The sequence below is a fragment of the Pantoea hericii genome (genome assembly GCF_014155795.1).
In the GTDB taxonomy this organism is placed as follows: domain Bacteria; phylum Pseudomonadota; class Gammaproteobacteria; order Enterobacterales; family Enterobacteriaceae; genus Pantoea; species Pantoea eucalypti.
In genome coordinates, this window is the sequence record NZ_SCKV01000009.1 from 88,400 (window position 1) to 114,008 (window position 25,609).

The 25,609-nt window shown below is 53.6% G+C and carries 22 protein-coding genes; 10 read left to right on the top strand and 12 right to left on the bottom strand.

Going from position 1 to position 25,609, the window contains the following annotated elements:
- Window position 1: 1 nt before the first annotated feature.
- From trmH to H7K52_RS18065, 4 genes are all read left to right on the top strand, one after another.
- Window positions 2-700, top strand: coding sequence for a tRNA (guanosine(18)-2'-O)-methyltransferase TrmH (gene trmH, locus H7K52_RS18050; protein WP_003851348.1), 699 nt, complete (start codon window positions 2-4; stop codon window positions 698-700).
- The gene (gene recG, locus H7K52_RS18055) at window positions 697-2,775 is read left to right on the top strand and encodes an ATP-dependent DNA helicase RecG (protein ID WP_003851349.1); all 2,079 of its coding nucleotides are present in this window, start codon (window positions 697-699) and stop codon (window positions 2,773-2,775) included. Before trmH ends, recG begins: the two co-directional genes overlap by 4 nt.
- A 104-nt stretch (window positions 2,776-2,879) precedes the next feature.
- Entirely contained in the window at window positions 2,880-4,253 is a 1,374-nt protein-coding gene (locus H7K52_RS18060) for a nucleobase:cation symporter-2 family protein (protein WP_008926968.1), read from the top strand.
- Window positions 4,254-4,371: 118 nt separating this feature from the next.
- Window positions 4,372-6,051 (top strand): AsmA family protein, encoded by a 1,680-nt coding sequence (locus H7K52_RS18065; protein WP_003851351.1) that lies wholly within the window; start codon window positions 4,372-4,374, stop codon window positions 6,049-6,051.
- Window positions 6,052-6,087: 36 nt separating this feature from the next.
- Here H7K52_RS18065 and fabY read toward each other — a convergent pair whose 3' ends face one another.
- From fabY to typA, 5 genes are all read right to left on the bottom strand, one after another.
- Window positions 6,088-7,035 carry a fatty acid biosynthesis protein FabY gene (fabY, locus tag H7K52_RS18070; protein ID WP_003851352.1) on the bottom strand — a complete coding sequence of 316 codons (948 nt, stop codon included), beginning with the start codon at window positions 7,033-7,035 and terminating at the stop codon, window positions 6,088-6,090.
- Window positions 7,036-7,091: 56 nt separating this feature from the next.
- Window positions 7,092-7,529, bottom strand: a complete 438-nt coding sequence (dtd, locus tag H7K52_RS18075) for a D-aminoacyl-tRNA deacylase (protein ID WP_003851353.1) — start codon at window positions 7,527-7,529, stop codon at window positions 7,092-7,094.
- Window positions 7,526-8,398: a virulence factor BrkB family protein gene (locus H7K52_RS18080; RefSeq protein ID WP_003851355.1), complete on the bottom strand. Its 873-nt coding sequence runs from the start codon at window positions 8,396-8,398 to the stop codon at window positions 7,526-7,528. The genes dtd and H7K52_RS18080 overlap by 4 nt, the downstream gene beginning before the upstream one ends.
- A gap of 3 nt (window positions 8,399-8,401) precedes the next feature.
- Window positions 8,402-8,998, bottom strand: a complete 597-nt coding sequence (gene yihX, locus H7K52_RS18085) for a glucose-1-phosphatase (RefSeq protein ID WP_003851357.1) — start codon at window positions 8,996-8,998, stop codon at window positions 8,402-8,404.
- Window positions 8,999-9,207: 209 nt separating this feature from the next.
- Window positions 9,208-11,031 carry a ribosome-dependent GTPase TypA gene (gene typA, locus H7K52_RS18090; RefSeq protein WP_182630292.1) on the bottom strand — a complete coding sequence of 608 codons (1,824 nt, stop codon included), beginning with the start codon at window positions 11,029-11,031 and terminating at the stop codon, window positions 9,208-9,210.
- Window positions 11,032-11,469: 438 nt separating this feature from the next.
- Here typA and glnA point away from each other — a divergent pair, with 438 nt between their 5' ends.
- The 3 genes from glnA (at window position 11,470) to glnG (ending at window position 15,484) form a co-directional block, all read left to right on the top strand.
- Complete coding sequence (gene glnA, locus H7K52_RS18095; protein WP_003850740.1) at window positions 11,470-12,879, top strand: glutamate--ammonia ligase; 1,410 nt, start codon at window positions 11,470-11,472, stop codon at window positions 12,877-12,879.
- Window positions 12,880-13,017: 138 nt separating this feature from the next.
- On the top strand, window positions 13,018-14,067 hold the full coding sequence (gene glnL, locus H7K52_RS18100; protein ID WP_008926971.1) for a nitrogen regulation protein NR(II): 1,050 nt from the start codon (window positions 13,018-13,020) through the stop codon (window positions 14,065-14,067).
- Window positions 14,068-14,074: 7 nt separating this feature from the next.
- Complete coding sequence (gene glnG, locus H7K52_RS18105) at window positions 14,075-15,484, top strand: nitrogen regulation protein NR(I) (protein ID WP_008926972.1); 1,410 nt, start codon at window positions 14,075-14,077, stop codon at window positions 15,482-15,484.
- Between the two features lie 41 nt (window positions 15,485-15,525).
- Here glnG and hemN read toward each other — a convergent pair whose 3' ends face one another.
- Window positions 15,526-16,899: an oxygen-independent coproporphyrinogen III oxidase gene (gene hemN, locus H7K52_RS18110; RefSeq protein WP_182630293.1), complete on the bottom strand. Its 1,374-nt coding sequence runs from the start codon at window positions 16,897-16,899 to the stop codon at window positions 15,526-15,528.
- A gap of 233 nt (window positions 16,900-17,132) precedes the next feature.
- On the bottom strand, window positions 17,133-17,657 hold the full coding sequence (gene yihI / locus H7K52_RS18115; protein WP_039660549.1) for a Der GTPase-activating protein YihI: 525 nt from the start codon (window positions 17,655-17,657) through the stop codon (window positions 17,133-17,135).
- A gap of 550 nt (window positions 17,658-18,207) precedes the next feature.
- On the opposite strand from yihI, the gene yihA reads away from it, so the two are divergent.
- Window positions 18,208-18,843, top strand: a complete 636-nt coding sequence (gene yihA, locus H7K52_RS18120) for a ribosome biogenesis GTP-binding protein YihA/YsxC (RefSeq protein WP_003850735.1) — start codon at window positions 18,208-18,210, stop codon at window positions 18,841-18,843.
- 85 nt (window positions 18,844-18,928) lie between these two features.
- Here yihA and spfP read toward each other — a convergent pair whose 3' ends face one another.
- From spfP to H7K52_RS18140, 5 genes are all read right to left on the bottom strand, one after another.
- Window positions 18,929-18,976: a small protein SpfP gene (gene spfP, locus H7K52_RS19090; protein WP_071892919.1), complete on the bottom strand. Its 48-nt coding sequence runs from the start codon at window positions 18,974-18,976 to the stop codon at window positions 18,929-18,931.
- 284 nt (window positions 18,977-19,260) lie between these two features.
- Window positions 19,261-22,047 carry a DNA polymerase I gene (gene polA / locus H7K52_RS18125; protein ID WP_182630294.1) on the bottom strand — a complete coding sequence of 929 codons (2,787 nt, stop codon included), beginning with the start codon at window positions 22,045-22,047 and terminating at the stop codon, window positions 19,261-19,263.
- A 377-nt stretch (window positions 22,048-22,424) separates the two neighbouring features.
- Entirely contained in the window at window positions 22,425-23,054 is a 630-nt protein-coding gene (gene dsbA / locus H7K52_RS18130) for a thiol:disulfide interchange protein DsbA (RefSeq protein WP_182630295.1), read from the bottom strand.
- 26 nt (window positions 23,055-23,080) lie between these two features.
- Window positions 23,081-24,067 carry a serine/threonine protein kinase gene (locus H7K52_RS18135; RefSeq protein WP_140034302.1) on the bottom strand — a complete coding sequence of 329 codons (987 nt, stop codon included), beginning with the start codon at window positions 24,065-24,067 and terminating at the stop codon, window positions 23,081-23,083.
- 45 nt (window positions 24,068-24,112) lie between these two features.
- Complete coding sequence (locus H7K52_RS18140) at window positions 24,113-24,388, bottom strand: YihD family protein (protein WP_003850728.1); 276 nt, start codon at window positions 24,386-24,388, stop codon at window positions 24,113-24,115.
- A gap of 47 nt (window positions 24,389-24,435) precedes the next feature.
- Here H7K52_RS18140 and mobA point away from each other — a divergent pair, with 47 nt between their 5' ends.
- Together mobA and mobB are read left to right on the top strand one after the other, a co-directional pair.
- Complete coding sequence (gene mobA, locus H7K52_RS18145) at window positions 24,436-25,002, top strand: molybdenum cofactor guanylyltransferase MobA (RefSeq protein ID WP_003850725.1); 567 nt, start codon at window positions 24,436-24,438, stop codon at window positions 25,000-25,002.
- Window position 25,003: 1 nt separating this feature from the next.
- Window positions 25,004-25,510, top strand: a complete 507-nt coding sequence (mobB, locus tag H7K52_RS18150) for a molybdopterin-guanine dinucleotide biosynthesis protein MobB (protein ID WP_008926976.1) — start codon at window positions 25,004-25,006, stop codon at window positions 25,508-25,510.
- Window positions 25,511-25,609 lie beyond the last annotated feature (99 nt).

Consider the following 25,609-nt stretch of genomic DNA (forward strand, 5'->3'; position numbering starts at 1 on the left):
CATGAACGATCAACGTTTTGCCCGGATTCAGGCGATGCTGGCACTGCGCCAGCACGACCTGACGGTCTGCATGGAGCAGGTGCATAAACCACACAATGTTTCAGCGGTAATCCGCACGGCCGACGCCGTTGGCATCCACGAAGTGCATGCCGTCTGGCCAAGCCAGCGGATGCGCACGCAGGCTTCCGCGTCTGCCGGCAGCAACAGCTGGGTGAAAGTGGTCACCCATCCCACCATCGGCGATGCCGTAAAACAGCTCAAACAGCAGAAGATGCAGGTTTTAGCGACCCATCTCTCCGCCGATGCGGTGGATTTTCGTGAGATCGATTATACCCTTCCCACCTGCATTCTGATGGGGCAGGAAAAAACCGGCATCACCGAAGAAGCGCTGGCGCTGGCTGATCGTCAGATCGTGATCCCCATGGTGGGTATGGTGCAGTCGCTGAATGTCTCGGTCGCCTGCGCGCTTATCCTCTATGAAGCCCAGCGACAGCGGCAGAACGCCGGTCTTTACCTGCGCGATTACAGCCTGCTGGACGAGGATGAGCAGCAACGCCTGCTGTTCGAAGGCGGATTCCCGGTGCTCGCGCGGGTCGCAAAGCAGAAAGGTCTACCCTATCCGCGCATCAATGCGCAGGGCGAAGTCGACGCCGATCCCAGCTGGTGGGCAACCATGCAGTCGACCGGTAAAAGACGATGAAAGGCCGTCTGCTGGATGCCATTCCGCTCAGTACACTGACCGGCGTCGGTGCCAGCCAGGCAGCAAAACTGGCCAAAATTGACCTACACACCGTTCAGGATCTCCTGCTTCATCTTCCGCTGCGCTACGAAGACCGCACCCAACTCTATGCTATCAATGATCTGCTTCCCGGTATCTGGGCCACAGTAGAAGGCGAAGTGCTGCACACAGATATCACTTTTGGTCGTCGCCGGATGATGGTGTGTCAGATCAGCGATGGCAGTGGCGTGCTGACAATGCGCTTCTTCAATTTTAATGCCGGGATGAAGAACAATCTGTCGCCGGGACGGCGTGTTACCGCTTATGGTGAAATTAAGCGCGGTCAGCGCGGCGCTGAGATTATTCATCCCGAGTACCGCATCCAGGGCGAGCAGAGCAATGTGACGCTGGAAGAGACCTTAACACCGGTTTATCCCACGACCGAAGGCATTCGACAGGCCACGCTGCGTAATCTCACTGACCAGGCACTGACGCTGCTGGAAAGCTGCCCGATTGCCGAGCTGTTGCCGAAAGAGTTAAGCGGCGGCTTAATCAGCCTGCCAGATGCGCTGCGCACACTGCATCGTCCGCCACCCGATCTCCGGCTCAGCGAGCTGGAAAGTGGCCGTCATCCGGCACAACGCAGATTAATTCTGGAAGAGCTGCTGGCGCATAATCTCAGCATGCTGGCAGTGCGCGCCGGCGCTCAGCGCTATTATGCGTTACCGATGCCGCCGCGACACAATCTCAGTGACCAGCTGCTGGCCGCGCTGCCTTTCTCGCCGACCAATGCGCAGAAGCGCGTGGTGGCGGAGATAGAGAAAGATCTGGCCAATGATTTCCCGATGATGCGGCTGGTGCAGGGCGACGTCGGCTCGGGTAAGACACTGGTGGCTGCGCTCTCTGCGCTGAACGTTATCGCCCATGGCAAGCAGGTTGCGCTGATGGCACCGACCGAACTGCTGGCTGAACAGCACGCCAGTAACTTCCGCCAGTGGTTTGCGCCGCTGGGGATTGAAGTCGGCTGGCTGGCCGGAAAACAGAAAGGCAAAGCCCGCCAGGCACAGCAGGAGGCGATAGCCAGCGGTCAGGTAGCTATGGTCGTGGGCACACACGCTCTGTTTCAGGAGCAGGTGCAGTTCAATGGTCTGGCGCTGGTCATTATTGATGAGCAGCACCGCTTCGGCGTCCACCAGCGTCTGGCCTTGTGGGAAAAAGGTGAGGAGCAGGGTTTCCATCCGCATCAGCTGATCATGACCGCCACACCGATTCCGCGCACCCTGGCGATGACCGCGTATGCCGATCTCGATACCTCAACCATCGACGAACTGCCACCGGGACGTACTCCGGTGACCACCGTGGCCATCCCCGATACGCGACGCGAGGAGATTGTGGCACGGGTTGAGCATGCCTGCCGGGAGGGACGTCAGGCCTACTGGGTCTGCACGCTGGTTGAAGAGTCAGAGCTGCTGGAAGCACAGGCGGCAGAAGCCAGCTGGGAATCCCTGAAAACCGCGCTGCCCGACTTAAATATCGGACTGGTGCATGGCCGCATGAAACCCGCTGAAAAACAGGCAGTCATGCAGGCGTTTAAAGCGAATGAACTCCAGCTGCTGGTAGCAACGACCGTCATTGAGGTCGGCGTGGACGTGCCGAATGCCAGCCTGATGATTATCGAAAACCCTGAGCGATTAGGTCTGGCACAGCTGCATCAGTTGCGAGGCCGTGTGGGTCGTGGTGCCGTGGCATCACACTGCGTACTGCTCTATAAAGCGCCGCTGAGCAAGACGGCGCAGAAGCGTTTACAGGTACTACGCGACAGTAATGACGGCTTTGTTATTGCCCAGTTCGATCTGGAGATTCGCGGACCGGGTGAACTGCTGGGCACACGTCAGACCGGCAACGCCGAATTTAAAGTGGCTGACCTGCTGCGCGATGCAGCGATGGTGCCCGAAGTTCAGCGTGTGGCGCGCCACATCCACCAGCACTATCCCGAGCAGGCCAGCGCCCTGATTGAACGCTGGCTGCCAGAGAACACCCGTTTTACCAACGTCTGAATGAGACCCCTTCAAGTCGGCTTTTATATCCACGCCGGGCAAACGATTGCTTTTGCCCGGCGGATGATTACAATCGCCACATTATTTTTTGGGAAGAACAGAAGATGTCCACCAATCCTCAGCCAGACCAGCCTTCCGCCACGCAAAGCGAACTGATTTATCGTCTTGAAGATCGTCCACCTCTGCCGCAAACGCTGTTTGCCGCTGGTCAGCATCTGCTGGCGATGTTTGTCGCGGTCATCACGCCCGCCATTCTGATCTGTCAGGCGCTGGGCCTGCCCGCAGAAGATACCCGGCACGTTATCAGCATGTCGTTGTTTGCTTCAGGTGTGGCATCGCTGCTGCAAATCAAAACCTGGGGACCGGTGGGTTCGGGTCTGCTGTCGATTCAGGGCACCAGCTTTAACTTTGTGACGCCTTTGATCATGGGCGGGATGGCGCTGAAAAATGGCGGCGCTGATGTGCCCACCATGATGGCGGCGCTATTTGGCACGCTGATGGTGGCCTCCTGTACCGAAATGGTGCTATCACGCGTATTGCATCTGGCTCGCCGGATTATCACGCCGCTGGTTTCCGGTATCGTGGTGATGATTATTGGGCTGTCGCTGATTCAGGTAGGACTGACCTCGATTGGCGGCGGTTTTAGCGCGATGAGTGACCATACCTTTGGCGCACCAAAGAATCTGATGCTGGCTGGCGCCGTGCTACTGGTGATCGTGCTGCTTAACCGGCAGAAAAACCCCTATTTGCGCGTCGCCTCCCTGGTGATTGCGATGGCCGTGGGCTATCTGCTGGCCTGGGCGATGGGCATGCTGCCGGCAGCCGGTATTCCTGCTGATCAGCCGCTGATCGTGGTGCCGACCCCGCTTTATTACGGGCTGGGCTTCGACTGGAACCTGCTCGTTCCGCTGATGCTGGTATTTATGGTGACCTCCCTGGAGACCATCGGCGATATCACTGCCACCTCGGATGTGTCGGAACAGCCGGTCAGCGGCCCGCTCTATATGAAACGCCTGAAAGGCGGTGTGCTGGCGAATGGCCTCAACTCCTTTGTCTCCGCGCTGTTTAACACCTTCCCTAACTCCTGCTTCGGTCAGAACAACGGTGTGATTCAGTTGACCGGCGTGGCCAGCCGCTACGTGGGCTTTGTTGTCGCACTGATGCTGATTGTGCTGGGGCTGTTCCCGGCGGTCAGCGGTCTGGTGCAGATGATTCCTGAGCCGGTACTCGGCGGCGCAACCATTGTGATGTTCGGCACCATTGCCGCCTCAGGTGTTCGCATCGTGTCACGCGAGCCGCTTAATCGTCGCGCCATCATGATTATTGCGCTGTCGCTGGCGGTGGGTCTGGGCGTGTCTCAGCAGCCACTGATCCTGCAGTTTGCCCCCGACTGGCTGAAAACGCTGCTCTCTTCCGGCATTGCCGCAGGCGGTATTACCGCAATCGTGCTCAACCTGATTTTTCCGCCAGAGAAGTAAGGCCACAGGCAGGCTTCGGCCTGCCTGCTAATTATTCGGATTTACATCCAGGCTGTTGAGCTGTAACGGTAATTCAGGCATAACAACCTCTCACCGGATTTAACTCGGGAAGGATGCTATGAAATTTATTGGAAAGTTTTTCCTCACCTTACTTTTACTGCTGCTTTTTACCCTGGTCGTGATCTATGTACTGCTGCAGACACAGTGGGGTGCAGGCTGGTTTAGCCGTTGGGTGAGCGACAAAACCGAATGGCATCTCTCCCTGAGTAAAATTGAACACAATTTCTCTTCTCCCTCTCATATCATTCTGGATGACTTCAGCTTTGGTCACGATGGTCAGCCTGCGGTGCTGGTCGCGAAACGGGTTGATCTCGGCCTGGCGCTGATTCAGTTCAGCGATCCGCTGCATTTCAGCAGCCTTGAGCTGCGCGATGGGGAAGTGAATCTGGCTAATCTGGCGCAGGGCAGCACGCTGCCGATTCAGGCCGATCGCCTGCAACTCAATAATATGCGTATCGACAGTCCCAAGAGCGCATTACCGCTGTTTGCTCAGCAGGTTAATGGCGGCATCCTGCCGTGGAAGCCCACGGGGCTGGATATGCTGGGTCGCGATGCCCGCTTCCAGATGAGCGCAGGCAGCATGACGCTGAATAATGTGCCGGGTGAAAACGTCCTGATTCAGGGCAGTGTTTCCCAGGGTCGGATGCGCTTTGACAATATTGGTGCCGACCTGGCGCGTGGCTCCATGACCGGTAACGGTGAGCGCGATGCCCAGGGCAACTGGAAAATTAATCAGCTGCGACTGAACGACATCCGTCTGCAGACTACCAGCAGCCTGAAAGATTTCCTGCATACCCTGCAGGTTGTTCCGTCAATTGCCATTACCCGCCTCGACATGACCGATGCCCGTCTGCAGGGGCCTGACTGGGCGGTGACAGATCTGGATCTGACGCTGAGAAACGTTAACTGGCAGGGAGATGACTGGCAGAGTAACGACGGTTCACTGGCGCTGAATGCCAGCAATTTTATCGACGGTGGATTCGAGCTTAATGACCCTATCCTTAACCTGGATTTCTCACCGCAGGGTGTGGCGCTGACACAATTCAGTTCACGCTGGGCGAACGGGGTGATTCGGGCTGACGGTGACTGGTCGCGCAGCAATAAGCGCCTGACGCTGAAAAATCTGGCCGTTGCCGGACTGGAATACACGCTGCCGCAGGACTGGCGTGACCGCTGGCAGGCGACACTGCCCGCGTGGCTGGAGAGTGTAGAGGTAACGCGTTTCACCTCTAACCGTAACCTGATTATCGATATTAATCCGGCGTTTCCCTTCCAGCTGACTTCACTGGATGGCGCTGGCGAAAACCTGCTGCTGGCTCAGCAGCATCAGTGGGGGATCTGGTCGGGTAAGCTCAGCCTGAACGCGGCAGAATCGACCTTTAACCGCACCGATCTGCGTCATCCGTCGATTGCGCTAAGTGCTGACCCGCAGCAGATTCAGGTTACTGAACTGAGTGCGTTCAGTAACAAGGGCCTGCTCGAAGGAACCGCCACCGTAGGTCAGCAGCCAGCGCGTCCTCTGACACTGCAACTGACGGGTCGGGCAGTGCCGGTGAATGTGTTGCAGAACTGGGGATGGCCCGTATTGCCGTTAACCGGTGACAGTAATATGCAGCTGCAACTAAGCGGTGCATTACCCGCAGGCCAGCCACTGCGCCCGACCGTGAATGGCACTCTGTCGGTGACGACGGACAGTCAACAGTTACAGCAGACAATGCAGGCCGGTCAGGTGCGTTAACAGGATCAATAAGGGCCGCGGAGGCGGCCCTTATGATTAGTTGATACGTGCGCCGGAACCGCCCTCTTCCAGCGGCCCGTCAGGATCGGCAGGCAGAACAATATAGACCCCCTCAAACACCGCGCCACACTCATCGTCGCCAAAAAGCTCAACTTCAAGCTGCACACGTGCTTTACGTCCGCGCGCCAGACGGTCGAGATCGCCGCTTAATGAGCCGAGGTCAGCAATCGCGCCAGGCCGGCCACTAATCGGGTGGCTGTAGCGAATGTGCGCATCCGCCAGAATAATGGTGCCGCCCAGATGGCGCTCGCGCAGCAGTAACCAGATCAATCCCCAGCCGGTCAGCGTGGCCAGCGAGAACAGACTGCCAGCAAACAACGTCTGATGTGGATTCTGATTGCCCGCTTCCGGCATGGTGGTGATAAATTTCTGCCCGGTAAACTGCAGAATACGGACACCCATCTTCTCGCTGAGCGGAATATGATCATACCAGGCCTGCTGCAGCTGTCCGCACCAGTCGGCACGATGCAGGATATCATCGAGCGTAACGACAGGCTTGATCATCAGAAAGTGGCGAACCGGCGTCGTCTGGGGCGCGGTAATCTCGCCCTGGTTGACGTAGCCGAGCTTAGCGAAGAATGCGACAGCATCTTCGCGGGCACTACAGGTTACCCGTTTAGCTCCTTCCTGACGCGCTACCGACTCCAGCGTCATCGCCATTAGCGTTCCCAGCCCTTTACCCTGCACCGAAGGATGAACGGCCATGAAGCGGATAGCGGCCTCATTGTCGGCATTAATGTAGAGACGGCCGATAGCGACCGGATTTCCCTGTTCATCAACCACCATCTGATGATGTGCCAGGGCATCCCAGGCGTCACGTTCTGACCCCTGCGGTTGACGCAGAGGTTTACGTAACATCTCCCAGCGGAACTGATAATAGATATCCAGCTCTTCCGCCGTCTGTGGCACGCGAAGGTGATACATGTAATGTTTCTCCCGCTCGGATGTATGGCCTGTTCCCTGCCGCTCAGCTGACGATCTCACACCTGCAACCAGAACGTCACAGGACCATCATTCACCAGCGAGACCTGCATATCTGCAGCAAAACGGCCATTCGCCGTAGTAATCCCCTGCTGGCGACAGCAGTCGCTGAAGTATTCATACAGACGTTCGGCTTCAGCAGGTTCAGCGCCACCCGAAAACGAGGGGCGCATCCCTTTTTGCGTATCCGCGGCCAGCGTAAACTGCGACACCACCAGCACACTTCCGCCCGCCTGGCGGACACTCAGGTTCATCTTGCCCTGCTCATCGCTAAAGATGCGATAGCCCAGTACACGTTCTGCGAGACGTTCCGCTCGCGCGTTATCATCGCCTTTTTCTACGCCCAGCAGAACCAGTAAACCCGCGCCGATTTCACCGGTCACTTCCTGATCGACGCTGACGCTGGCGCGCTGCACGCGCTGAATCAATGCAATCATGTTTCCTCGCGTTGCTCTTCTTGTTGGTGTTGCTGCTTCAACTGCCGATAGTCAGCTAACGCGACGGTTATTTCAGCGCCCAGCAACACAATACACCAGGTCCAGTAGACCCAGAGAAACAGAATGGGGATCACGGCCAGTACGCCGTAGATCAACTGATATGAAGGGAACATAGTAACATAGAGCGCAAAGCCCTTTTTACCCAGCTCAAACAACGCCCCGGCAACGAGCGCGCCAATCAGCGCATCACGCGGTGGCACCCGTTGAGTGGGAACAATGCTGTAGAGTAACCAGAAGGCGAACCACGACAGCAGAAGCGGGAAAATGCGCAGCATCTGATCGACCAGACTGGTTACGCCAGTGGCATTAATCCAGCGCAGGGAAAGCAGATAAGAGCTGATTGCCAGGCTGGCACCGGCCAGCAGCGGACCGAGCGTCAGGATCATCCAGTAGACGGCAAAGGAGTAAACCATCGGTCGCTTTTTGTTGCTGCGCCAGATGGTGTTTAACGCCGTATCGACCGAATGCATCAGCAGTAAGGCGGTCACGATAAGACCGACTGCCCCGACCGCCGTCATCCGGTTTACGTTAGCAACAAACTGTTCAAGATAGCGTTGCAACGTGTTACCTGCAGCAGGCATCAGATTGTTGAAGACAAACTGTTTTAACTGCACGCTGATGTCAGAGAAAACCGGAAACGCCGCAAACAGGGCAAAGACCACTGCAATAAGCGGCACTAACGCCAGTAATGAGACATAAGCCAGATTACCGGCCTGGGTCGTCATGCCATCCTCATCAATGCGTTTCCATAACAGCCTGAGCCACAACCAGAACGCATGCAGCCTGGGGCGAAATTTACGTGACATCATGAGTTACTGTAGACCCGCAAACCAGTTGGGTACCGTTTTACTGTCAGTAACCAGTACACTTTCAATACCCAGGGCACGGGCCGCCTCAATGTTCTCTGGATTATCATCAAAGAACACCGCCTGATCGGCAGTCACACCTTCTGCATCCAGCACATGCTGATAAATCCGCGCTTCCGGTTTGCGCATACCTATCTCCTGTGACAGGTAGATTTTATCCGCTGCCTGCTGCACGTCCGGATACTGCGTTGGCCAGAATTCGCAATGTAGCTTGTTCGTGTTAGAGAGGATTACCACCCGATGACCTTCCAGCCGCAGCCGGTTCATTAGCGCCAGGGTTTCCGGACGCACGTCAACGAAGACCGCCTGCCAGCCAGCCGCAAACTGCTCATAGCTCAGTGCGATCTCCAGCTTTTCGCACAGCGCCAGTGCGAAATCTTCATCACTGATCTCGCCACGTTCGTGTTGCTCAAACGCTTCGTCCATCTGGAAATGGCCTTGTAGCGAAGCCAGCGGTACACGACTAAAGTCACTCCAGACACCCAGCACGCGGTTGAAGTCGATATCAATAATCACATTGCCCAAATCAAAGATATACAGCATGGTGTGTCTCCTTCTGTTCCCTGGAGTATTCACTCTAGCGGCAAAAGTGCAGGCTGAACAGGCACGGGCTGAGAGAAAAGCGTAAACGCCAGAAGGTGAGTAAAGCGCGACATCATTCGCACAAATATTCGCTGGTCCGGCTGAGTAAATCCGAATTTCAGGCAAAAAAAAGCCCCGCATGCGGGGCTTTTTATTCTTTAAAGGCGCAATTATGCGTCTTTAGGACCACGTGAAGCACGTTTACGGTCGTTTTCAGTCAGGTGACGCTTACGGATACGCACTGACAGTGGAGTCACTTCGACCAGTTCGTCATCATCGATGAACTCGATCGCCTGTTCCAGCGTCATTTTCTGCGGTGGTACCAGTGTCGTTGCTTCATCAGTACCTGAAGCACGCATGTTGGTCAGCTTCTTACCAGTCAGACAGTTTACGGTCAGGTCGTTAGAACGGCTGTGAATACCGATGATCTGGCCTTCATAGACTTCTGCACCATGACCCAGGAACAGCTTACCGCGATCCTGCAGACCGAACAGAGCGAACGCTACAGCTTTGCCCTGACCGTTAGAGATCAGAACGCCGTTCTGACGCTGGCCCACTTCGCCTGGACGGATATCGTCGTAGTGGCTGAAGGTAGAGTAGAGCAGACCGGTACCGGAAGTCATCGTCATGAATTCGTTACGGAAGCCAATCAGGCCACGGCTAGGAATCACGTAGTCGAGACGTACGCGGCCTTTGCCATCCGGATCCATGTTTTTCAGATCGCCTTTACGCTCACCCATGGCTTGCATAACGGAACCCTGATGCGTCTCTTCGATATCCAGCGTAACGTTCTCGAATGGCTCTTGTTTACGGCCATCGATCTCGCGGAAGATAACTTTCGGACGGGATACCGCCAGTTCGAAACCTTCACGACGCATGTTTTCGATCAGAACTGACAGGTGAAGCTCACCACGACCTGACACGCGGAACGCATCAGAATCTTCGGTTTCTTCAACGCGCAGAGCCACGTTGTGAACCAGTTCTTTGTTCAGACGCTCAAGGATCTGACGTGAAGTCACGTACTTACCTTCTTTACCGCAGAACGGTGAGGTGTTGACGTTAAAGAACATGGTTACGGTTGGCTCATCAACGCTCAGTGCTGGCAGCGCCTGCACATTCTGTGGATCACAGATGGTGTCAGAGATGTTCAGCTCGCCCAGACCGGTGATAGCAATGATATCGCCCGCTTCAGCCAGATCGCTGTCGATACGCTCAAGACCCAGGTGAGTCAGGACTTTACCGACTTTACCGTTACGGGTTTTGCCTTCGCTATCAACGATAGTGACTTGCTGGTTCGGCTTAACTTTACCGCGCTTGATGCGGCCAATGCCGATCACGCCCAGGTAGTTGTTGTAGTCCAGCTGAGAGATCTGCATCTGCAGTGGCGCATCAGCCTCAACCTGCGGAGGCGCAACGTGGTCAACGATTGCCTGATACAGCGGGGTCATATCGTCAGACATGTCGGTGTGCTCAAGACCCGCGATACCATTCAGCGCAGAGGCGAAAATGATAGGGAAGTCGAGCTGCTCGTCAGTCGCATCCAGGTTAACGAACAGGTCAAATACCTGATCCACAACCCAATCCGGACGCGCACCAGGGCGATCTACTTTGTTGATAACCACAATCGGCTTCAGACCATGCGCGAACGCTTTTTTGGTCACGAAGCGGGTTTGCGGCATAGGGCCATCCATCGCATCTACAACCAGCAGCACCGAGTCCACCATGGACATGACGCGCTCAACTTCACCACCGAAGTCGGCGTGTCCTGGGGTATCAACGATGTTGATACGGTAGTCATTCCACTTAATGGCGGTGTTTTTTGCGAGGATGGTAATCCCACGCTCTTTCTCCAAATCATTGGAGTCCATCACGCGCTCTGTTGCTTCGGTACGGGCATCAAAAGTACCGGATTGTTGCAGCAGTTTGTCAACCAGGGTGGTCTTTCCATGGTCAACGTGCGCGATGATGGCGATGTTACGCAAATTTTCGATCACAGCTTTGCCTCAGGCATTAGAAATAGCGCGTTATTGTACACTGATTAAGCGGAAGACTGAACACCATCACACTTTTCACTGAAAGTTTATTAGATAGGTGCAAATTTGCCCTGTTCCCGGTGCAGAAAATGCACTAAGTTGGTCTTATGCACCAAAATGGTGCTAATAAATCATCATAAAGCACCACTTTAGTGCGCCAGGACCATCCTGGTGCAGGTGCTTTATGACAAAAAGGTGCATCACAAGGCGATTTAAGCAGCATCAGAAAAGTTGGCACAGAATTCGCTTTATCTAAATCAAGCGTAATCGCCAGTCAGATGTCGGTTGAAGAGCGTGCCGGAAGCGGGTAGTCAGGGAGTTGTTTTCCCGCTGCGAATTCCGGAAACGACGTTTCCTCGCCATGTAGATAATGAAAGACCATTTCCAGGAGAGTTGAGTATGTCCGCTGAACACGTTCTCTCGATGATGAACGAGCATGAAGTTAAGTTTGTTGACCTGCGTTTTACCGATACCAAAGGTAAAGAACAGCACGTTACTATCCCTGCTCACCAGGTTAACGCTGACTTCTTCGAAGAAGGCAAAATGTTCGATGGTTCGTCTATTGGCGGCTGGAAAGGCATTAACGAATCAGACATGGTGCTGATGCCTGACGCTACCACGGCAGTCATGGATCCTTTCTTCGAAGATTCTACGCTCATTATCCGTTGTGACATCCTTGAGCCAGGCACTATGCAGGGCTACGACCGCGATCCACGTTCTATCGCAAAACGCGCTGAAGATTACCTGCGCTCTTCCGGCATCGCGGATACCGTGCTGTTTGGACCAGAACCAGAATTCTTCCTGTTCGATGACATCCGTTTCGGTTCATCGACTTCCGGTTCACATGTGGCTATCGACGATATCGAAGCGGCATGGAACACCGGTAAAGAGTACGAAGGCGGTAACAAAGGTCACCGTCCAGGTCTGAAAGGCGGCTACTTCCCGGTTCCACCAGTCGACTCATCACAGGACATCCGTTCTGCCATGTGTCTGACCATGGAGCAGATGGGCCTGGTTGTTGAAGCGCATCACCACGAAGTGGCGACTGCGGGTCAGAACGAAGTGGCTACCCGCTTCAATACCATGACCAAAAAAGCTGACGAAATTCAGATCTACAAATATGTCGTCCATAACGTTGCTCATGCTTACGGCAAAACCGCGACCTTTATGCCGAAGCCAATGTTTGGCGACAACGGTTCAGGCATGCACTGCCATATGTCACTCTCTAAAGGTGGCCAGAACCTGTTTGCCGGCGATAAGTACGGCGGCCTGTCTGAAATGGCGCTGTTCTACATCGGCGGCATCATCAAGCACGCTAAAGCAATTAACGCACTGGCGAACCCGACCACGAACTCTTACAAGCGTCTGGTTCCGGGTTATGAAGCACCGGTTATGCTGGCTTACTCTGCCCGTAACCGTTCAGCGTCAATCCGTATTCCGGTGGTTGCAAGCCCGAAAGCCCGTCGTATCGAAGCGCGCTTCCCGGACCCAGCGGCTAACCCATACCTGGCGTTCACCGCACTGCTGATGGCTGGCCTGGATGGCATCATCAACAAAATCCATCCTGGTGATGCGATGGACAAGAACCTGTATGACCTGCCACCGGAAGAAGAAGCTGAGATTCCAAAAGTTGCGGGCTCTCTGGAAGAAGCGCTGAATTCACTGAACGAAGATCGCGAGTTCCTGACCCGCGGCGGTGTATTCACTGACGAATCGATCGATGCTTACATCGAACTGCGTAAAGCAGAGATGGATCGCGTTCGCATGACGCCACACCCGGTTGAGTTCGAGCTTTACTACAGCGTTTAACTGGTCAAACGATTTTGTTGCCGTGGAAACTTTTAGCCCATCTTCGGATGGGCTTTTTTCTCCGCGAATTTACCGTTCATTCGCCCTCCTTACGGCTTTAAGACTAAAATGCACCTGATTGGTGCAGAGGTACGTTTTATGGCAACTGGCTCTCTGCCCGATGCAGGGCAGATTCTCAATGCTTTAATCAACAGTATTTTGTTGGTGGATAACGATCTGGTTATCCATTACGCCAACCCGGCGGCGCAGCAATTACTGGCGCAAAGCTCACGCAAGCTGTTCGGCACGCCGTTACCGGAATTAACCGGCTACTTTTCGCTGAATATTGAGGTGATGCGCGAGAGTCTTGAGGCTGGCCAGGGATTCACTGACAGTGAGGTTACGCTGGTCGTTGATGGTCGTGCACACATTATGTCGCTGACCGCCCAGCGATTACCCGATGGCTTAATTCTGATGGAAATGGCGCCGATGGATAATCAGCGTCGGCTCAGTCAGGAGCAGTTACAGCACGCTCAGCAGGTGGCCGCTCGCGATCTGGTTCGTGGTCTGGCTCATGAGATTAAAAATCCGCTGGGAGGGTTGCGCGGCGCGGCACAGCTTTTATCCCGCGCCCTGCCCGATCCCTCGCTGAACGAATACACCAAAGTCATTATTGAACAGGCCGACCGGTTGCGGAATCTGGTGGATCGTCTGTTAGGGCCGCAGCAGCCGGGTATGCACATCACGCAGAGCATTCATCAGGTGGCTGAACGCGTAGTTAATCTGGTCTCGATGGAGCTGCCGGAGAATGTCTCGCTGGTACGGGATTATGACCCCAGCCTGCCGGAACTGCCGCACGACCCCGATCAGATTGAACAGGTACTGCTTAACGTGGTGCGCAATGCGCTTCAGGCGCTGGGAGACGATGGCGGCACCATCATTATCCGCACCCGCACCGCTTTCCAGCTCACGCTGCACGGCACGCGTTATCGCCTGGTAGCACGTATTGATATTGAAGATGATGGCCCCGGCATTCCGGCCCAGCTGCAGGATACGCTGTTTTATCCGATGGTCAGCGGACGTGAAGGCGGAACCGGTTTAGGCCTCTCCATCGCCCGTAGCCTGATTGATCAACATTCAGGAAAAATAGAATTTAACAGTTGGCCGGGACACACCGAATTTTCGGTTTACCTGCCTATTCGCCAGTGAGGTTTCTATGCAACGAGGGATAGTCTGGATCGTCGATGACGATAGCTCCATCCGCTGGGTGCTTGAACGCGCGCTCACTGGAGCCGGTTTGAGCTGCGCGACTTTTGACAGCGCAAGCGAGGTGCTGGATGCCCTCTCAACCAAGACCCCGGACGTTTTACTGTCAGACATTCGCATGCCCGGTATGGATGGCCTGGCGCTACTGAAGCAGATTAAACAGCGTCATCCCATGCTTCCGGTCATCATAATGACGGCGCATTCGGATCTGGATGCTGCCGTCAGCGCCTATCAGCAGGGCGCATTTGATTACCTGCCTAAGCCGTTTGATATCGACGAAGCCGTTGCACTGGTAGAGCGAGCGATCAGCCACTACCAGGAACAGCAGCAGCCACGTAATCAGCCGGTCAGCGGACCAACTACCGATATTATTGGTGAAGCGCCTGCGATGCAGGATGTGTTTCGTATCATCGGGCGCTTATCGCGCTCTTCGATAAGCGTGCTGATTAACGGTGAGTCCGGAACCGGTAAAGAGCTGGTGGCCCATGCGCTACATCGCCACAGCCCACGCACCAAAGCGCCCTTTATCGCACTGAACATGGCTGCAATACCCAAAGATTTGATTGAGTCAGAGCTGTTTGGTCACGAGAAAGGGGCCTTTACCGGCGCGAACCAGATCCGTCAGGGCCGTTTTGAGCAGGCGGATGGCGGCACGCTGTTTCTGGATGAGATCGGTGATATGCCGCTGGATGTGCAGACCCGACTGCTGCGCGTGCTGGCCGATGGTCAGTTCTATCGCGTCGGTGGTTATGCACCCGTCAAAGTGGATGTGCGTATTATTGCGGCAACCCACCAGAACCTGGAATTGCGTGTGCAGGAAGGCAAGTTCCGTGAGGACCTGTTCCACCGCCTGAATGTGATTCGTGTGCATCTGCCGCCGCTGCGTGAGCGTCGTGAGGATATCCCACGTCTGGCGCGTTATTTCCTGCAGGTGGCGGCTCGTGAGCTGGGTGTGGAAGCGAAGATTCTGCACCCGGAAACCGAAACAGCCTTAACCCGGCTGCACTGGTCCGGTAACGTACGTCAGCTGGAAAACACCTGTCGCTGGCTGACGGTCATGGCTGCGGGTCAGGAAGTGCTGATTCAGGATCTGCCCAGCGAACTGTTTGAGTCCAGCACCCCGGAAAATCCGGTGCAGTCGCTGCCTGACAGTTGGGCAACGCTGCTGGCACAGTGGGCCGACCGCGCACTGCGTTCCGGTCATCAGAATCTGCTGTCGGAAGCACAACCGGAGATGGAGCGAACGCTGCTCACCACTGCGCTGCGTCATACGCAAGGCCACAAACAGGAAGCCGCTCGTTTGCTGGGCTGGGGACGAAACACGCTGACACGCAAGCTGAAAGAGCTTGGCATGGAATAAGCGTTTCGGTGCGGGCTGGCATGTCATGCCAGCCCGTTTCGTCATATAACGCGGGAGAATTGCTGCTGACGCACTTTCTGACGCAGATAGCGATCAAAGCACATGCAGATATTGCGGATCAGTAACCGGCCAATGCCGGTCACCTCAAGCCCTTTAGCAGTTTGTACCACCAGCCCGTCAGCAATTAACGGTTTCAGCAGCGCCATGTCCTCAGCAAAATAGTCCCTAAAGCGAATGCCCCATCGCGCTTCAGTCGCGGCAAAATCCAGCGAGAAGTTACAAATCAGCGTTTTAATCACGTCACGCCGCAGGCAATCATCGTCGGTTAAAGCGATGCCACGCCACAGGCCATTTCCCTGCTGTTCCACACATGCATACCAGGTGTTGAGGTCTTTCTGATTCTGCGCATAACTGTCGCCAGTCATGCTGATGGCTGAGACGCCAAGCCCCAGTAAGTCACTGTCGCCCTGCGTCGTGTATCCCTGGAAATTGCGATGCAACTGCCCTTCACGCTGCGCGATGGCCAGCTCATCCTGCGGCTTTGCAAAGTGATCCATCCCGATAAACTGGTAGCCCTGCTGAGTCAGCGTCGCAATGGTCTGTTGCAGGATATCCAGCTTTTGCTGCGCGGAAGGCAGTTCATCCTCTTTAATTTTACGCTGCGCCGCGAACATCGCTGGCAGATGCGCATAGTTAAATACACTAAGCCGGTCCGGGCTCAGTGCCAGTACCCGCTCCAGCGTCCAGGCAAAGCTGGCGGGCGTTTGCAGGGGTAAGCCATAGATCAGATCGATGCTGACAGAGCTGAAGCCCTGCTCACGGGCGCGCGCCATCAGGCCGAAAATCACCTCTTCATCCTGCACCCGATTAACCCGTTCCTGCACCGATTTATTAAAATCCTGTACGCCCATGCTCAGACGATTGAACCCCAGCGATCGCAGGTGATCAATCACATCCAGCTCAATTTCCCGCGGATCAACCTCGATCGACATTTCGGCGTCCTCAGCCACGCTGAAGTGCTGCTTCAGTAAACCCACCAGCCGTGAAATCTGCGTATTATCGAGAAAGGTTGGCGTGCCGCCGCCCCAGTGAAGCTGCGTGACTTTACGCTCGCGAAACAGCGGCGCGCGCTGAATGATTTCCTGCTCAAGCACGTCCAGATAGCGGTCCGCTTTGTGGCGCTGACGCGTCACGATCTTATTGCAGCCGCAGAAGTAGCAGAGACGATGGCAGAAGGGAATATGAACATAGAGCGACAGCGGACGATCAGGATAACGCGCGACGGCACGCTGGAAATCAGTTTCCGCGTACTGCTCGCTGAACTCCAGCGCGGTGGGATAAGAGGTATAACGCGGGCCAGCGTAATTGTACTTTTCAATTAACGCCTGATCCCACTCAATCTGCTGCGATGGCATGCTCACTCCTTCCGGTGACGGCGTCTGAGAGAAGGTCGCGAAGAAGAGGAGATGAAAGGTGAGCGGGTTGAGACCCGACGTAAACGTTGCTTCAGCCGCGACAGGCGTCGTAGTTTAAACAATAACCACAGCAGATAACATGTCGCCAGCAGCGCGAAAATTGATCCAGGCCAAAACATTGTCGTTTACCTGATAAGCGCGGCATGCGGAAACCGCATGCCGATCAAATTTGCTTAGTTGCCCTTCAGCAGACGGTACATATCTTCTTCAGCCTGCTCATCTTCAGCATCATCCATCACAATGCCTAACTGCTCCATCAGTTCGTCGATACGGTCCAGCGAGGCATCCAGCCAGCCCTGATCTTCAGCCGACAGGGTTTCGCCATTTTCCAGTCGATCCAGCAGCGCATCAAGACGCTCATCATTTTCCAGCTTCGCCAGCTCTTCTTCTGGCGTCAGGCGTGCTTTTTTCTCAGCTGCAGGTTTTTCCACGCTTTTCTTTGGCTTAACGGCTGCGGTTTTTCCGTCAGCGATCAGGGCCACCGGCTTTTTACTGCCGATGCGCGGATCTTTCACGTTATTAGCCTGACTCCCGCCATTGCTTTCGGACGCCGCTGGATTAGCACGGCTGCCAGAAGCATGTCCACGATGCTTTTTATCACGTTTGCGATCGCGTGCTTCGTTGTTGATATCATCACGCGATTTGCGTTTGGCTTTGGCGGCAGGTTTGCCGTGAACAGCTCGTGCAGGTTGCTTCATAGTATTCGGTCCCGGCTTTTTTATTCAGTATACAATTGCGGCGAAATCTAGCAGAAACCAGACAAAGAAAAAAGGCGACAGCTCAAGCTGTCGCCTTATTTCATACCTTCATAAGAAGGAATCATGTTTTAAATCCTTTTCGGCTCCTAACATCCCGGTCAATCCCGCGCCTGCTCAACTCCTGAGCTTTTCCTTATCCCTGTCTGAGCGTATCCCTGACTCATTTCCACTCCATCGCTCTCTACCCTCCTGGTATCCCTGAGCGCATCATCCTGATGGGTGCTGCCGTGCACTGCACAATAATGTAGACCATCTGGTAAAAGCCTCAAGTCAGCGCCACAAATAGTTAGTTCAAAAAAAGAACCATTCTAGATAAGATATTAAATAATAAGATTTTTTATTTTTAGTAATTAAAGTAAAAAGCGAAATAACTCGCAGTGGTAATGGCAAATCTCTTACAAATCTGACTAATCAGACGCGGTTGAGCACTTTCGCGCCATAACGCGTATAATCGGCCGCATTGCCTTAATGCGTTTTCTGGAGTGTCACCTTGTCTGAATTGAATTATCACGTTACCCACTTTGTCATGAGCGCGCCGGATATCCGCCATCTGCCTGCCGATACCGGAATTGAAGTGGCTTTTGCTGGCCGCTCGAACGCGGGAAAATCGAGTGCGCTGAATACGTTAACCAATCAGAAGGGTCTGGCGCGTACCAGTAAAACGCCGGGACGTACGCAGCTGATTAACCTGTTTGAAGTGAAAGAAGGTAAGCGTCTGGTCGACCTGCCCGGTTACGGTTATGCCGAAGTCCCGGAAGAGATGAAGCTGAAGTGGCAGCGTGCGTTAGGTGAATACCTGCAAAAACGTCAGGCGCTGAAAGGCCTGGTGATCCTGATGGATATCCGTCATCCGCTGAAAGATCTCGATCGACAGATGATTAACTGGTCCGTTGAAAGCGGCATTCCGGTGCTGTTGCTCCTCACCAAGGCAGACAAGCTCGCCTCAGGTGCGCGTAAAGCACAGCTTAATGTTGTGCGTGAAGCTGCACTCGAATTTGTGGGTGATGTGCAGGTAGAACTTTTCTCATCGCTAAAGAAAATCGGCGTAGATAAGGTTCGTCAGAAACTGGACAGCTGGTTCACAACGTTTGAACCGGCAGAGGTGAATCAGGACGCGGAAGAGTGAGTGGCAGCCCTGTGCCGCTGAAACCGGCGGTGCAAAAAGCCCAATAAAAAACGCCCCAGTCACAGAATGACTGGGGCGGCTAAATTCAGCCAAATCCGATTACGTGAAGTAAAAGGTCTGAAAGATAGAACATCTTACCTCTGTACCCTACGCGACGAACTTTACCTGATTTTCTGTGCGTGACAAAGGCTTTTTTGTTGCTTACTTACATCAAACAAGGCTTTTTTTACCACGTGCGTCACAAAAACAACGTTGCAATGTAGTTAAATGACGGAAAAAGTGTTTAGCCGATAAGCAGTTAGAAAAACGCTTTATCTCAGTACCAGCATTGACCGCGCTGAGCCCGTTAACTAAACGATTTACTTATGCCTGATGACAGGCCAATTCCATTTTACGGAACCGGCCTCAGACGCTGAATCAGTGGGCTTCATCCCAGTTATTACCCACTCCGACTTCAACCAGTAAAGGCACGTCGAGCTGCACGCTACCTTCCATTAGCGCACGGATTTTCTGGCTGGCCTCTTCAACGGCCTCCGTTTTCACTTCGAATACCAGTTCATCGTGAACCTGCATGATCATTCTGACGGCATTGTCGTTTTGCTGTTCAAGCCATTCATCCACCGCAATCATTGCCCGCTTGATAATATCCGCTGCGGTTCCCTGCATTGGCGCATTGATCGCGGCGCGTTCTGCGGCTTTCCGGCGAATGGCGTTGCTGGATTTAATATCTGGCAGCCACAGCCGACGACCTTCCAGCGTTTCAACATAGCCGTTACTCGCCGCCAGCTGACGGGTGTTCTCCATATAGCGCAGTACGCCCGGATAACGTTCAAAGTAGAGATCCATATACTTTTTCGCTTCGCCCGCACCGATATTCAGCTGACGCGACAGGCCAAAGGCGCTCATACCATAAATCAGACCAAAGTTGATCGCTTTAGCACTGCGACGCTGTTCGCCGCTGACCTTATCCAGCGCCACACCAAACACTTCGGATGCCGTGGCACGGTGAATATCTTCGCCCTGGGCAAACGCGTCCAGCAATCCTTTATCCTGAGAGAGATGCGCCATGATACGCAGTTCAATTTGTGAATAGTCTGCCGCCACAATGCGATGGCCTTTGGCCGCGACAAATGCCTGGCGGATCCGGCGTCCTTCGTCATTACGCACCGGGATGTTTTGCAGATTCGGATCGGCAGAAGATAAGCGTCCGGTAGCGGTAACAGCCTGATGATAAGAGGTATGCACGCGCCCGCTTATCGGATTAATCATCAGCGGTAATTTATCCGTATAAGTCGACTTAAGTTTGGATAAACCGCGATGCTCCAGGATCACTTTTGGAAGTGGATAGTCGAGTGCCAGCTCAGCTAACACCTCTTCGCTGGTTGACGGCGCACCGCCTGGTGTTTTCTTTGTAGGTTTAATGCCCTGTTTTTCAAACAGGATCACCTGAAGCTGCTTAGTGGATGAGAGGTTAAAAGGCTCTCCCGCCAGCTCATGCGCTTTCAACTCAAGCTCAGCCAGTCGGGCAGTCAGCTCTTTGGAGTGTTGCGCCAGGATCGATTGATCGATTAGCACGCCATTGCGTTCTATCCGGGAGATGACGGTCAGTAACGGCATCTCAATCTGTTCGAACACTTTTTTCGGGCCCGCTTCTTTCTCCAGCTCTGGCCACATCTTCAGATGCAACTGCAGAGTCACATCGGCATCTTCGGCAGCATAATGAGCGGCCTGCTCTAACGCGATTTGATTGAACGTCAGCTGATTTTTGCCTTTACCGGCGATCTCCTGGAAGGTGACCGTTTTATGGTTAAGCCAGCGAGCGGCCAGGCTATCCATGTCATGTTTACCCACCACGCTGTTGAGAATATAGGACTCAAGCATGGTGTCGAATTTGATACCGGCCAGTTCAATATCGTAGTTCTTCAGTACGCCACGATCGTATTTCAGGTTCTGGCCCACTTTCCAGGCGTTTTCATCCTCAAGCAGAGGCTTGAGCTGTGCCAGAACGGCTGCACGATCCAGTTGATCAGGCGCATCAAGATAGTCATGAGCAACCGGCAGATAGGCGGCTTCACCGGGCGCTACTGCGAAGCTGATACCCACGATGTTAGCGCTCAGGGTATCCAGCGCGTCGGTCTCCAGATCAAAGGCAAACACTTCGCTGTTTTTCAGCTTCTCCAGCCAGCTATCAAAGTGTTCCTGATCCAGGATTGTGACATAACCTTCGCTCGGCAATACGCTGCTGGTTTCAACGACCACAGCTGGCTCATCAGACAACGCTTTTTGCGCCTGAGTATTGTTCTTCTTGCCCTGCAGCCATTTACCGTCCTGCAGGTCACTCAGCCAGCGTTTGAACTCATAGCGACTGAACAGGGTCTGCAGTGCCTCGACATCAGGTTCAGTAACGTTGAGCTCTTCACAGGGCAGCGCCAGCTCAACGTCCGTCTTGATGGTCGCCAGCTGATAGGAAAGAAACGCTACATCACGATTCTGCTCAAGTTTGGTCGCCATGGTTTTGGCACCCCGAAAGCCGAGATCGGCCACCTTGTCCAGATTGTCATAGATCGTCTGCATGCTGCCCAGTCCCTGCAGCAGAGCCTGCGCGGTTTTTTCACCCACACCCGGCACGCCTGGGATGTTATCTGAGCTGTCGCCCATCATGGCCAGAAAATCGATGATTAAGGCGGGCGGCACACCATATTTTTGCTCAACCTCTTCCGGGCCCAGAATGGTGTTGCTCATGGTATTTATCAGCGTGATAGCTGGGGTGACCAGTTGCGCCATATCTTTGTCGCCGGTGCTAATCAGCACTGAGAGGCCTTTTTTCTCTGCTTCCAGCGCCAGCGTACCGATGACATCATCAGCTTCAACGCCGCTCACCGCCAGTAACGGCAGCCCCATCGCCCGTACCATCTCATGCAACGGCTCGATTTGCGCACGTAAGTCATCAGGCATCGGTGGACGATGAGACTTGTAGTGTTCAAACAGCTCGTCCCGGAACGTTTTGCCTTTGGCATCAAACACCACAGCAACATGACTCGGATTGTATTGCGCCAGCAGGCTTTTCAGCATGTTGAGCACACCGTACATGGCACCAGTGGGTTCACCTGCACTATTGGTCAGCGGCGGAAACGCGTGATACGCGCGATAAAGATAGGATGAGCCATCAACCAGAATGAGGGGATTTTCTGCTATTTGCGCCATAAGTCTGTGTTGTCTTCGTTGCTATGGGTTGGTCTATAAGGATGCCACAACCTGGCAGAAAGGGTGAACTAAGGCGTAGGATATGTCGCGTTTTTGACGGTTCTGGAGATAAGATCGCAACGATCATTCTGTGGATAACTTTGTGCGTAAAAATTATAACACGCTGTTTTTCAGGATCTTAAATGATTAAACCTCAAATAAAAACCATCTATTTCATAGACTTATTTAATTTCCGTGACCCGATCGGCAATTTTAATTACGTGATCCCTTGTGTGGATATTAAATTTATGCCCTGGAGATGGACAAAATTTATGTCTCTGTTCAATAGCATAAAAAAACGCCAGCTGAGCTGGCGTTGAATGAGATGACAAAGCCTGTTACTTCTGGCTTACAAGGAATTTAACCACGTTCGCGTAGTCAGCAACGAAATTGTCCATAGAGCTGGTATCAAGGCCGCCGTTGTTCACCATATATTTGCCATGAACGAACATCGCTGGTACACCGCGCAGATCAACATCCGCAGCCGCTTTCTGCTGTTGTGCAACCAGCGCTTTTACGGCGAAGCTGTTCCATGCAGCATCATAGTCAGCAGCGGAGATACCGGCCGCTTTGACAAACGTCTCTTTCAGACTGGCAGGATCGGTGATGGTCTGTGTTTTCTGGATGCCATCAAAGATCGGTACTGTCACCTTATCTTCAACGCCCAGCGCCATCGCCACAGCCCAGGCCTGGGTCACAACCGGTCCCAGATCGCCACCAAGGAAATCGACGTGGTATTTCACCAGTTTAATGTCAGCAGGCAGATTCTTTTTCACCGCGTCATTGACGTGATAAATACGTTCAAACTGATAGCAGTGCGGGCAGAAGAAGGAGAAGAACTCCATCACCTGAGGTTCGCCGGCCACGGGTTTCGGCAGACTGACATATTGTTTACCTTCAGTGAACTGGGCAGCGGACGCGCTGAATGCCAGCACTAAACCCATCAGAGCAAACCAAATTTTTTTCATCGTGAAAAATTCTCCTGACTACGTCATTAATATTGCGGTGTCAGCTGCAGAGGAGGTTCCTGCAACAGCTTCTCCTGCTCGGTAAAGAGTGAAATTTGCCTGCGCCAGAAATCTTCATCTGTCATCCAGGGGAAAGCGCGAGGAAAAGCGGGATCCTGCCAGCGTCGGACAACCCAGGCCAGATAATAAACCATGCGCATAGCGCGTAAAGGCTCAATCAGTGACAATTCATTAATATCAAAATCACTGAATTCACTGTAAGCCTCCAGCAGAATATCCCACTGAATACGCTGTTCCTGTCGATCGCCGCTAATCAGCATCCACAGATCCTGTACTGCCGGGCCATTACGGGCATCATCCAGATCGACAAACAGCGGTCCGTCACGCCACAGAATATTACCCGGATGGCAGTCGCCATGTAATCGTAGCGGCTGCCACGTAGTGTGCCACCGTTGCTGCAGCGTATTGTCCAGCTTATCAAGCGCCTGCAGCAGTGCGGCCTTAAGTGATGCAGGCACTAAGAGTGATTGTTCCAGAACCTGACGGGGTTCATGCAGATATTCATCCAGGCCTATGGTCGGTCGATTGCCGAATAACGTTTTGCGCCCGGTCTGATGAATGCGCCCCAGGAAGCGGCCTACCCATTCCATCTGGTCTTCATTGTCTGTCTCATATTGTCGTCCGCCCAGGCTGGGAAAGACGGCAAAGAAGAAGCCAGCGTGGCTGTGCAGTGTTTCACCCTTTAACCGCAGTGGTGCTGCGATGGGCACCTCGTCAGCCAGCAGATCGAGTGCATACTGATGCTCTTCAGCAATCTGTTCGGCACGCCAGCGCTGTGGACGATAAAACTTCGCTACATAGCGTCGTTTTTCATCATCGCTGAACTGATAAACCCGGTTCTCATAGCTGTTCAGGGCTGTCAGACCCGACTCGACGCGAATTCCTGTCTCCCAAAGCGCATCAAGCAGCACATCGGGATTCAATGTCTGGAAGTTAAAAGCAGCGTCGCTCATCATGTTACCTGTAGTCACCCTTACATTTAACTGCCAAGGATAACACTACTCGTCCTGTTTAATGACACCCCGTGCGCGGAGCAGTGCTGTTTTGAAATCAACTTCATAGTCTTTTTTAAGGCCGGGAATTTCATCATCGCTGGCAGAGTCACGCATTTTAAGATGGTAAATTAATACATCGTCGGTTAATTCACTTAACGGGCCACGGAATCCAGATTCCTGAGCCAGTTTCTGCAAAAATGTGACCAGATTAAGGTCAGGTTCTTTTTGCCAGGCGGGTTGCAGCAACGCGATCAGCTCGTTTAAACGATGGCATTTCATTCAGGATTCTCCCGTATTCACAGTGCGTCATTAGCGAGGACACTCTCATGACAATATTAACCGGCGTCATTCTGGCCGGTGGTCAGGGCCGCCGCATGGGTGGTCAGGACAAAGGATTAGTGCACCTGAATGGCAGGCCACTTTATCAGCATGTGCTTGAACGGCTCAGGCCACAAGTGGACATTGTCATGATTAATGCCAATCGCAATATTGATCGCTATCAGTTAAGCGGGTGTCGGGTTGTTCAGGATGTTTTTGATGATTATCCGGGTCCACTGGCCGGTATCTACAGTGCGTTGATCGCCATTGACGGTGAATGGGCCGCTTTTTGCTCCTGTGATACACCTGCAGTGCCGCTTAACGTCGTGGAAAAACTGGTTGAGCAACGTGGAGACGCGCCAGCCGTCTGGGTTCGCTCACAGTCGCGCGATCACCCCACACTGGCTCTGATTCATCGTGATATGGCTGCACCTCTTTATGCCTATCTGCAGGCTGGTGAACGACGTCTTATGCACTTCCTGCGCGATCACGGTGGTCATGCAGTACTTCTGACTGACGATGAGTCTGCCTTTCGCAATATTAATACGCCCGATGATCTCAATGAGAGAGGTTGATATGTCCTTACCCTTACTTGCGATTGCGGGCTGGAGTGGAACCGGTAAAACGACGCTGTTACAGCAGGTGATACCCATTCTCAGCAGTAAAGGGATTCGTGCCGGGCTGATTAAGCACACACATCATCAGATGGATGTGGACACGCCAGGTAAAGATAGCTATCTGCTCAGAAAAGCGGGTGCCCATCAGGTGATGGTGGCCAGTTCGGAGCGATGGGCATTGATGTGTGAAACACCGGAAAAGCCGTCGATTGATCTGCCTTATCTGCTCAGCCGTATGGATCACTCTGCGCTGGAGATCGTGCTGGTTGAGGGCTTTAAAGAGGAATCCGTACCTAAAATTATTTTATGGCGTGCAGGGATCAAGGGCGGAATTGATGAACTGCTTGATGAGCATGTGATCGCTGTCGCCAGCGACCAGAAACTGGCCCTGCACGTGCCGGTTCTGGATATAAATTGCCCAAATAGTGTTGCAGATTTCATTGTGGATTGGATGGGAAAGTGCTGAAGCCGGTAAATTCAGCGTGTTTTTCACGATCTGCATACGTAAAAAAGCCCCGCACTCTCGTGCGGGGCTTCTTCACTTATATAATGCCTGGCAGTTCCC

Excerpts from the sequence above, each read along its gene's own strand:
- trmH (WP_003851348.1), top strand. The coding sequence starts at position 2 with ATGAACGATCAACGTTTTGCCCGGATTCAGGCGATGCTGGCACTGCGC.
- recG (WP_003851349.1), top strand. The coding sequence starts at position 697 with ATGAAAGGCCGTCTGCTGGATGCCATTCCGCTCAGTACACTGACCGGC.
- H7K52_RS18060 (WP_008926968.1), top strand. The coding sequence starts at position 2,880 with ATGTCCACCAATCCTCAGCCAGACCAGCCTTCCGCCACGCAAAGCGAA.
- H7K52_RS18065 (WP_003851351.1), top strand. The coding sequence starts at position 4,372 with ATGAAATTTATTGGAAAGTTTTTCCTCACCTTACTTTTACTGCTGCTT.
- fabY (WP_003851352.1), bottom strand. The coding sequence starts at position 7,035 with ATGTATCACCTTCGCGTGCCACAGACGGCGGAAGAGCTGGATATCTAT.
- dtd (WP_003851353.1), bottom strand. The coding sequence starts at position 7,529 with ATGATTGCATTGATTCAGCGCGTGCAGCGCGCCAGCGTCAGCGTCGAT.
- H7K52_RS18080 (WP_003851355.1), bottom strand. The coding sequence starts at position 8,398 with ATGATGTCACGTAAATTTCGCCCCAGGCTGCATGCGTTCTGGTTGTGG.
- yihX (WP_003851357.1), bottom strand. The coding sequence starts at position 8,998 with ATGCTGTATATCTTTGATTTGGGCAATGTGATTATTGATATCGACTTC.
- glnA (WP_003850740.1), top strand. The coding sequence starts at position 11,470 with ATGTCCGCTGAACACGTTCTCTCGATGATGAACGAGCATGAAGTTAAG.
- glnL (WP_008926971.1), top strand. The coding sequence starts at position 13,018 with ATGGCAACTGGCTCTCTGCCCGATGCAGGGCAGATTCTCAATGCTTTA.
- glnG (WP_008926972.1), top strand. The coding sequence starts at position 14,075 with ATGCAACGAGGGATAGTCTGGATCGTCGATGACGATAGCTCCATCCGC.
- hemN (WP_182630293.1), bottom strand. The coding sequence starts at position 16,899 with ATGCCATCGCAGCAGATTGAGTGGGATCAGGCGTTAATTGAAAAGTAC.
- yihI (WP_039660549.1), bottom strand. The coding sequence starts at position 17,657 with ATGAAGCAACCTGCACGAGCTGTTCACGGCAAACCTGCCGCCAAAGCC.
- polA (WP_182630294.1), bottom strand. The coding sequence starts at position 22,047 with ATGGCGCAAATAGCAGAAAATCCCCTCATTCTGGTTGATGGCTCATCC.
- dsbA (WP_182630295.1), bottom strand. The coding sequence starts at position 23,054 with ATGAAAAAAATTTGGTTTGCTCTGATGGGTTTAGTGCTGGCATTCAGC.
- H7K52_RS18135 (WP_140034302.1), bottom strand. The coding sequence starts at position 24,067 with ATGAGCGACGCTGCTTTTAACTTCCAGACATTGAATCCCGATGTGCTG.
- H7K52_RS18140 (WP_003850728.1), bottom strand. The coding sequence starts at position 24,388 with ATGAAATGCCATCGTTTAAACGAGCTGATCGCGTTGCTGCAACCCGCC.
- mobA (WP_003850725.1), top strand. The coding sequence starts at position 24,436 with ATGACAATATTAACCGGCGTCATTCTGGCCGGTGGTCAGGGCCGCCGC.
- mobB (WP_008926976.1), top strand. The coding sequence starts at position 25,004 with ATGTCCTTACCCTTACTTGCGATTGCGGGCTGGAGTGGAACCGGTAAA.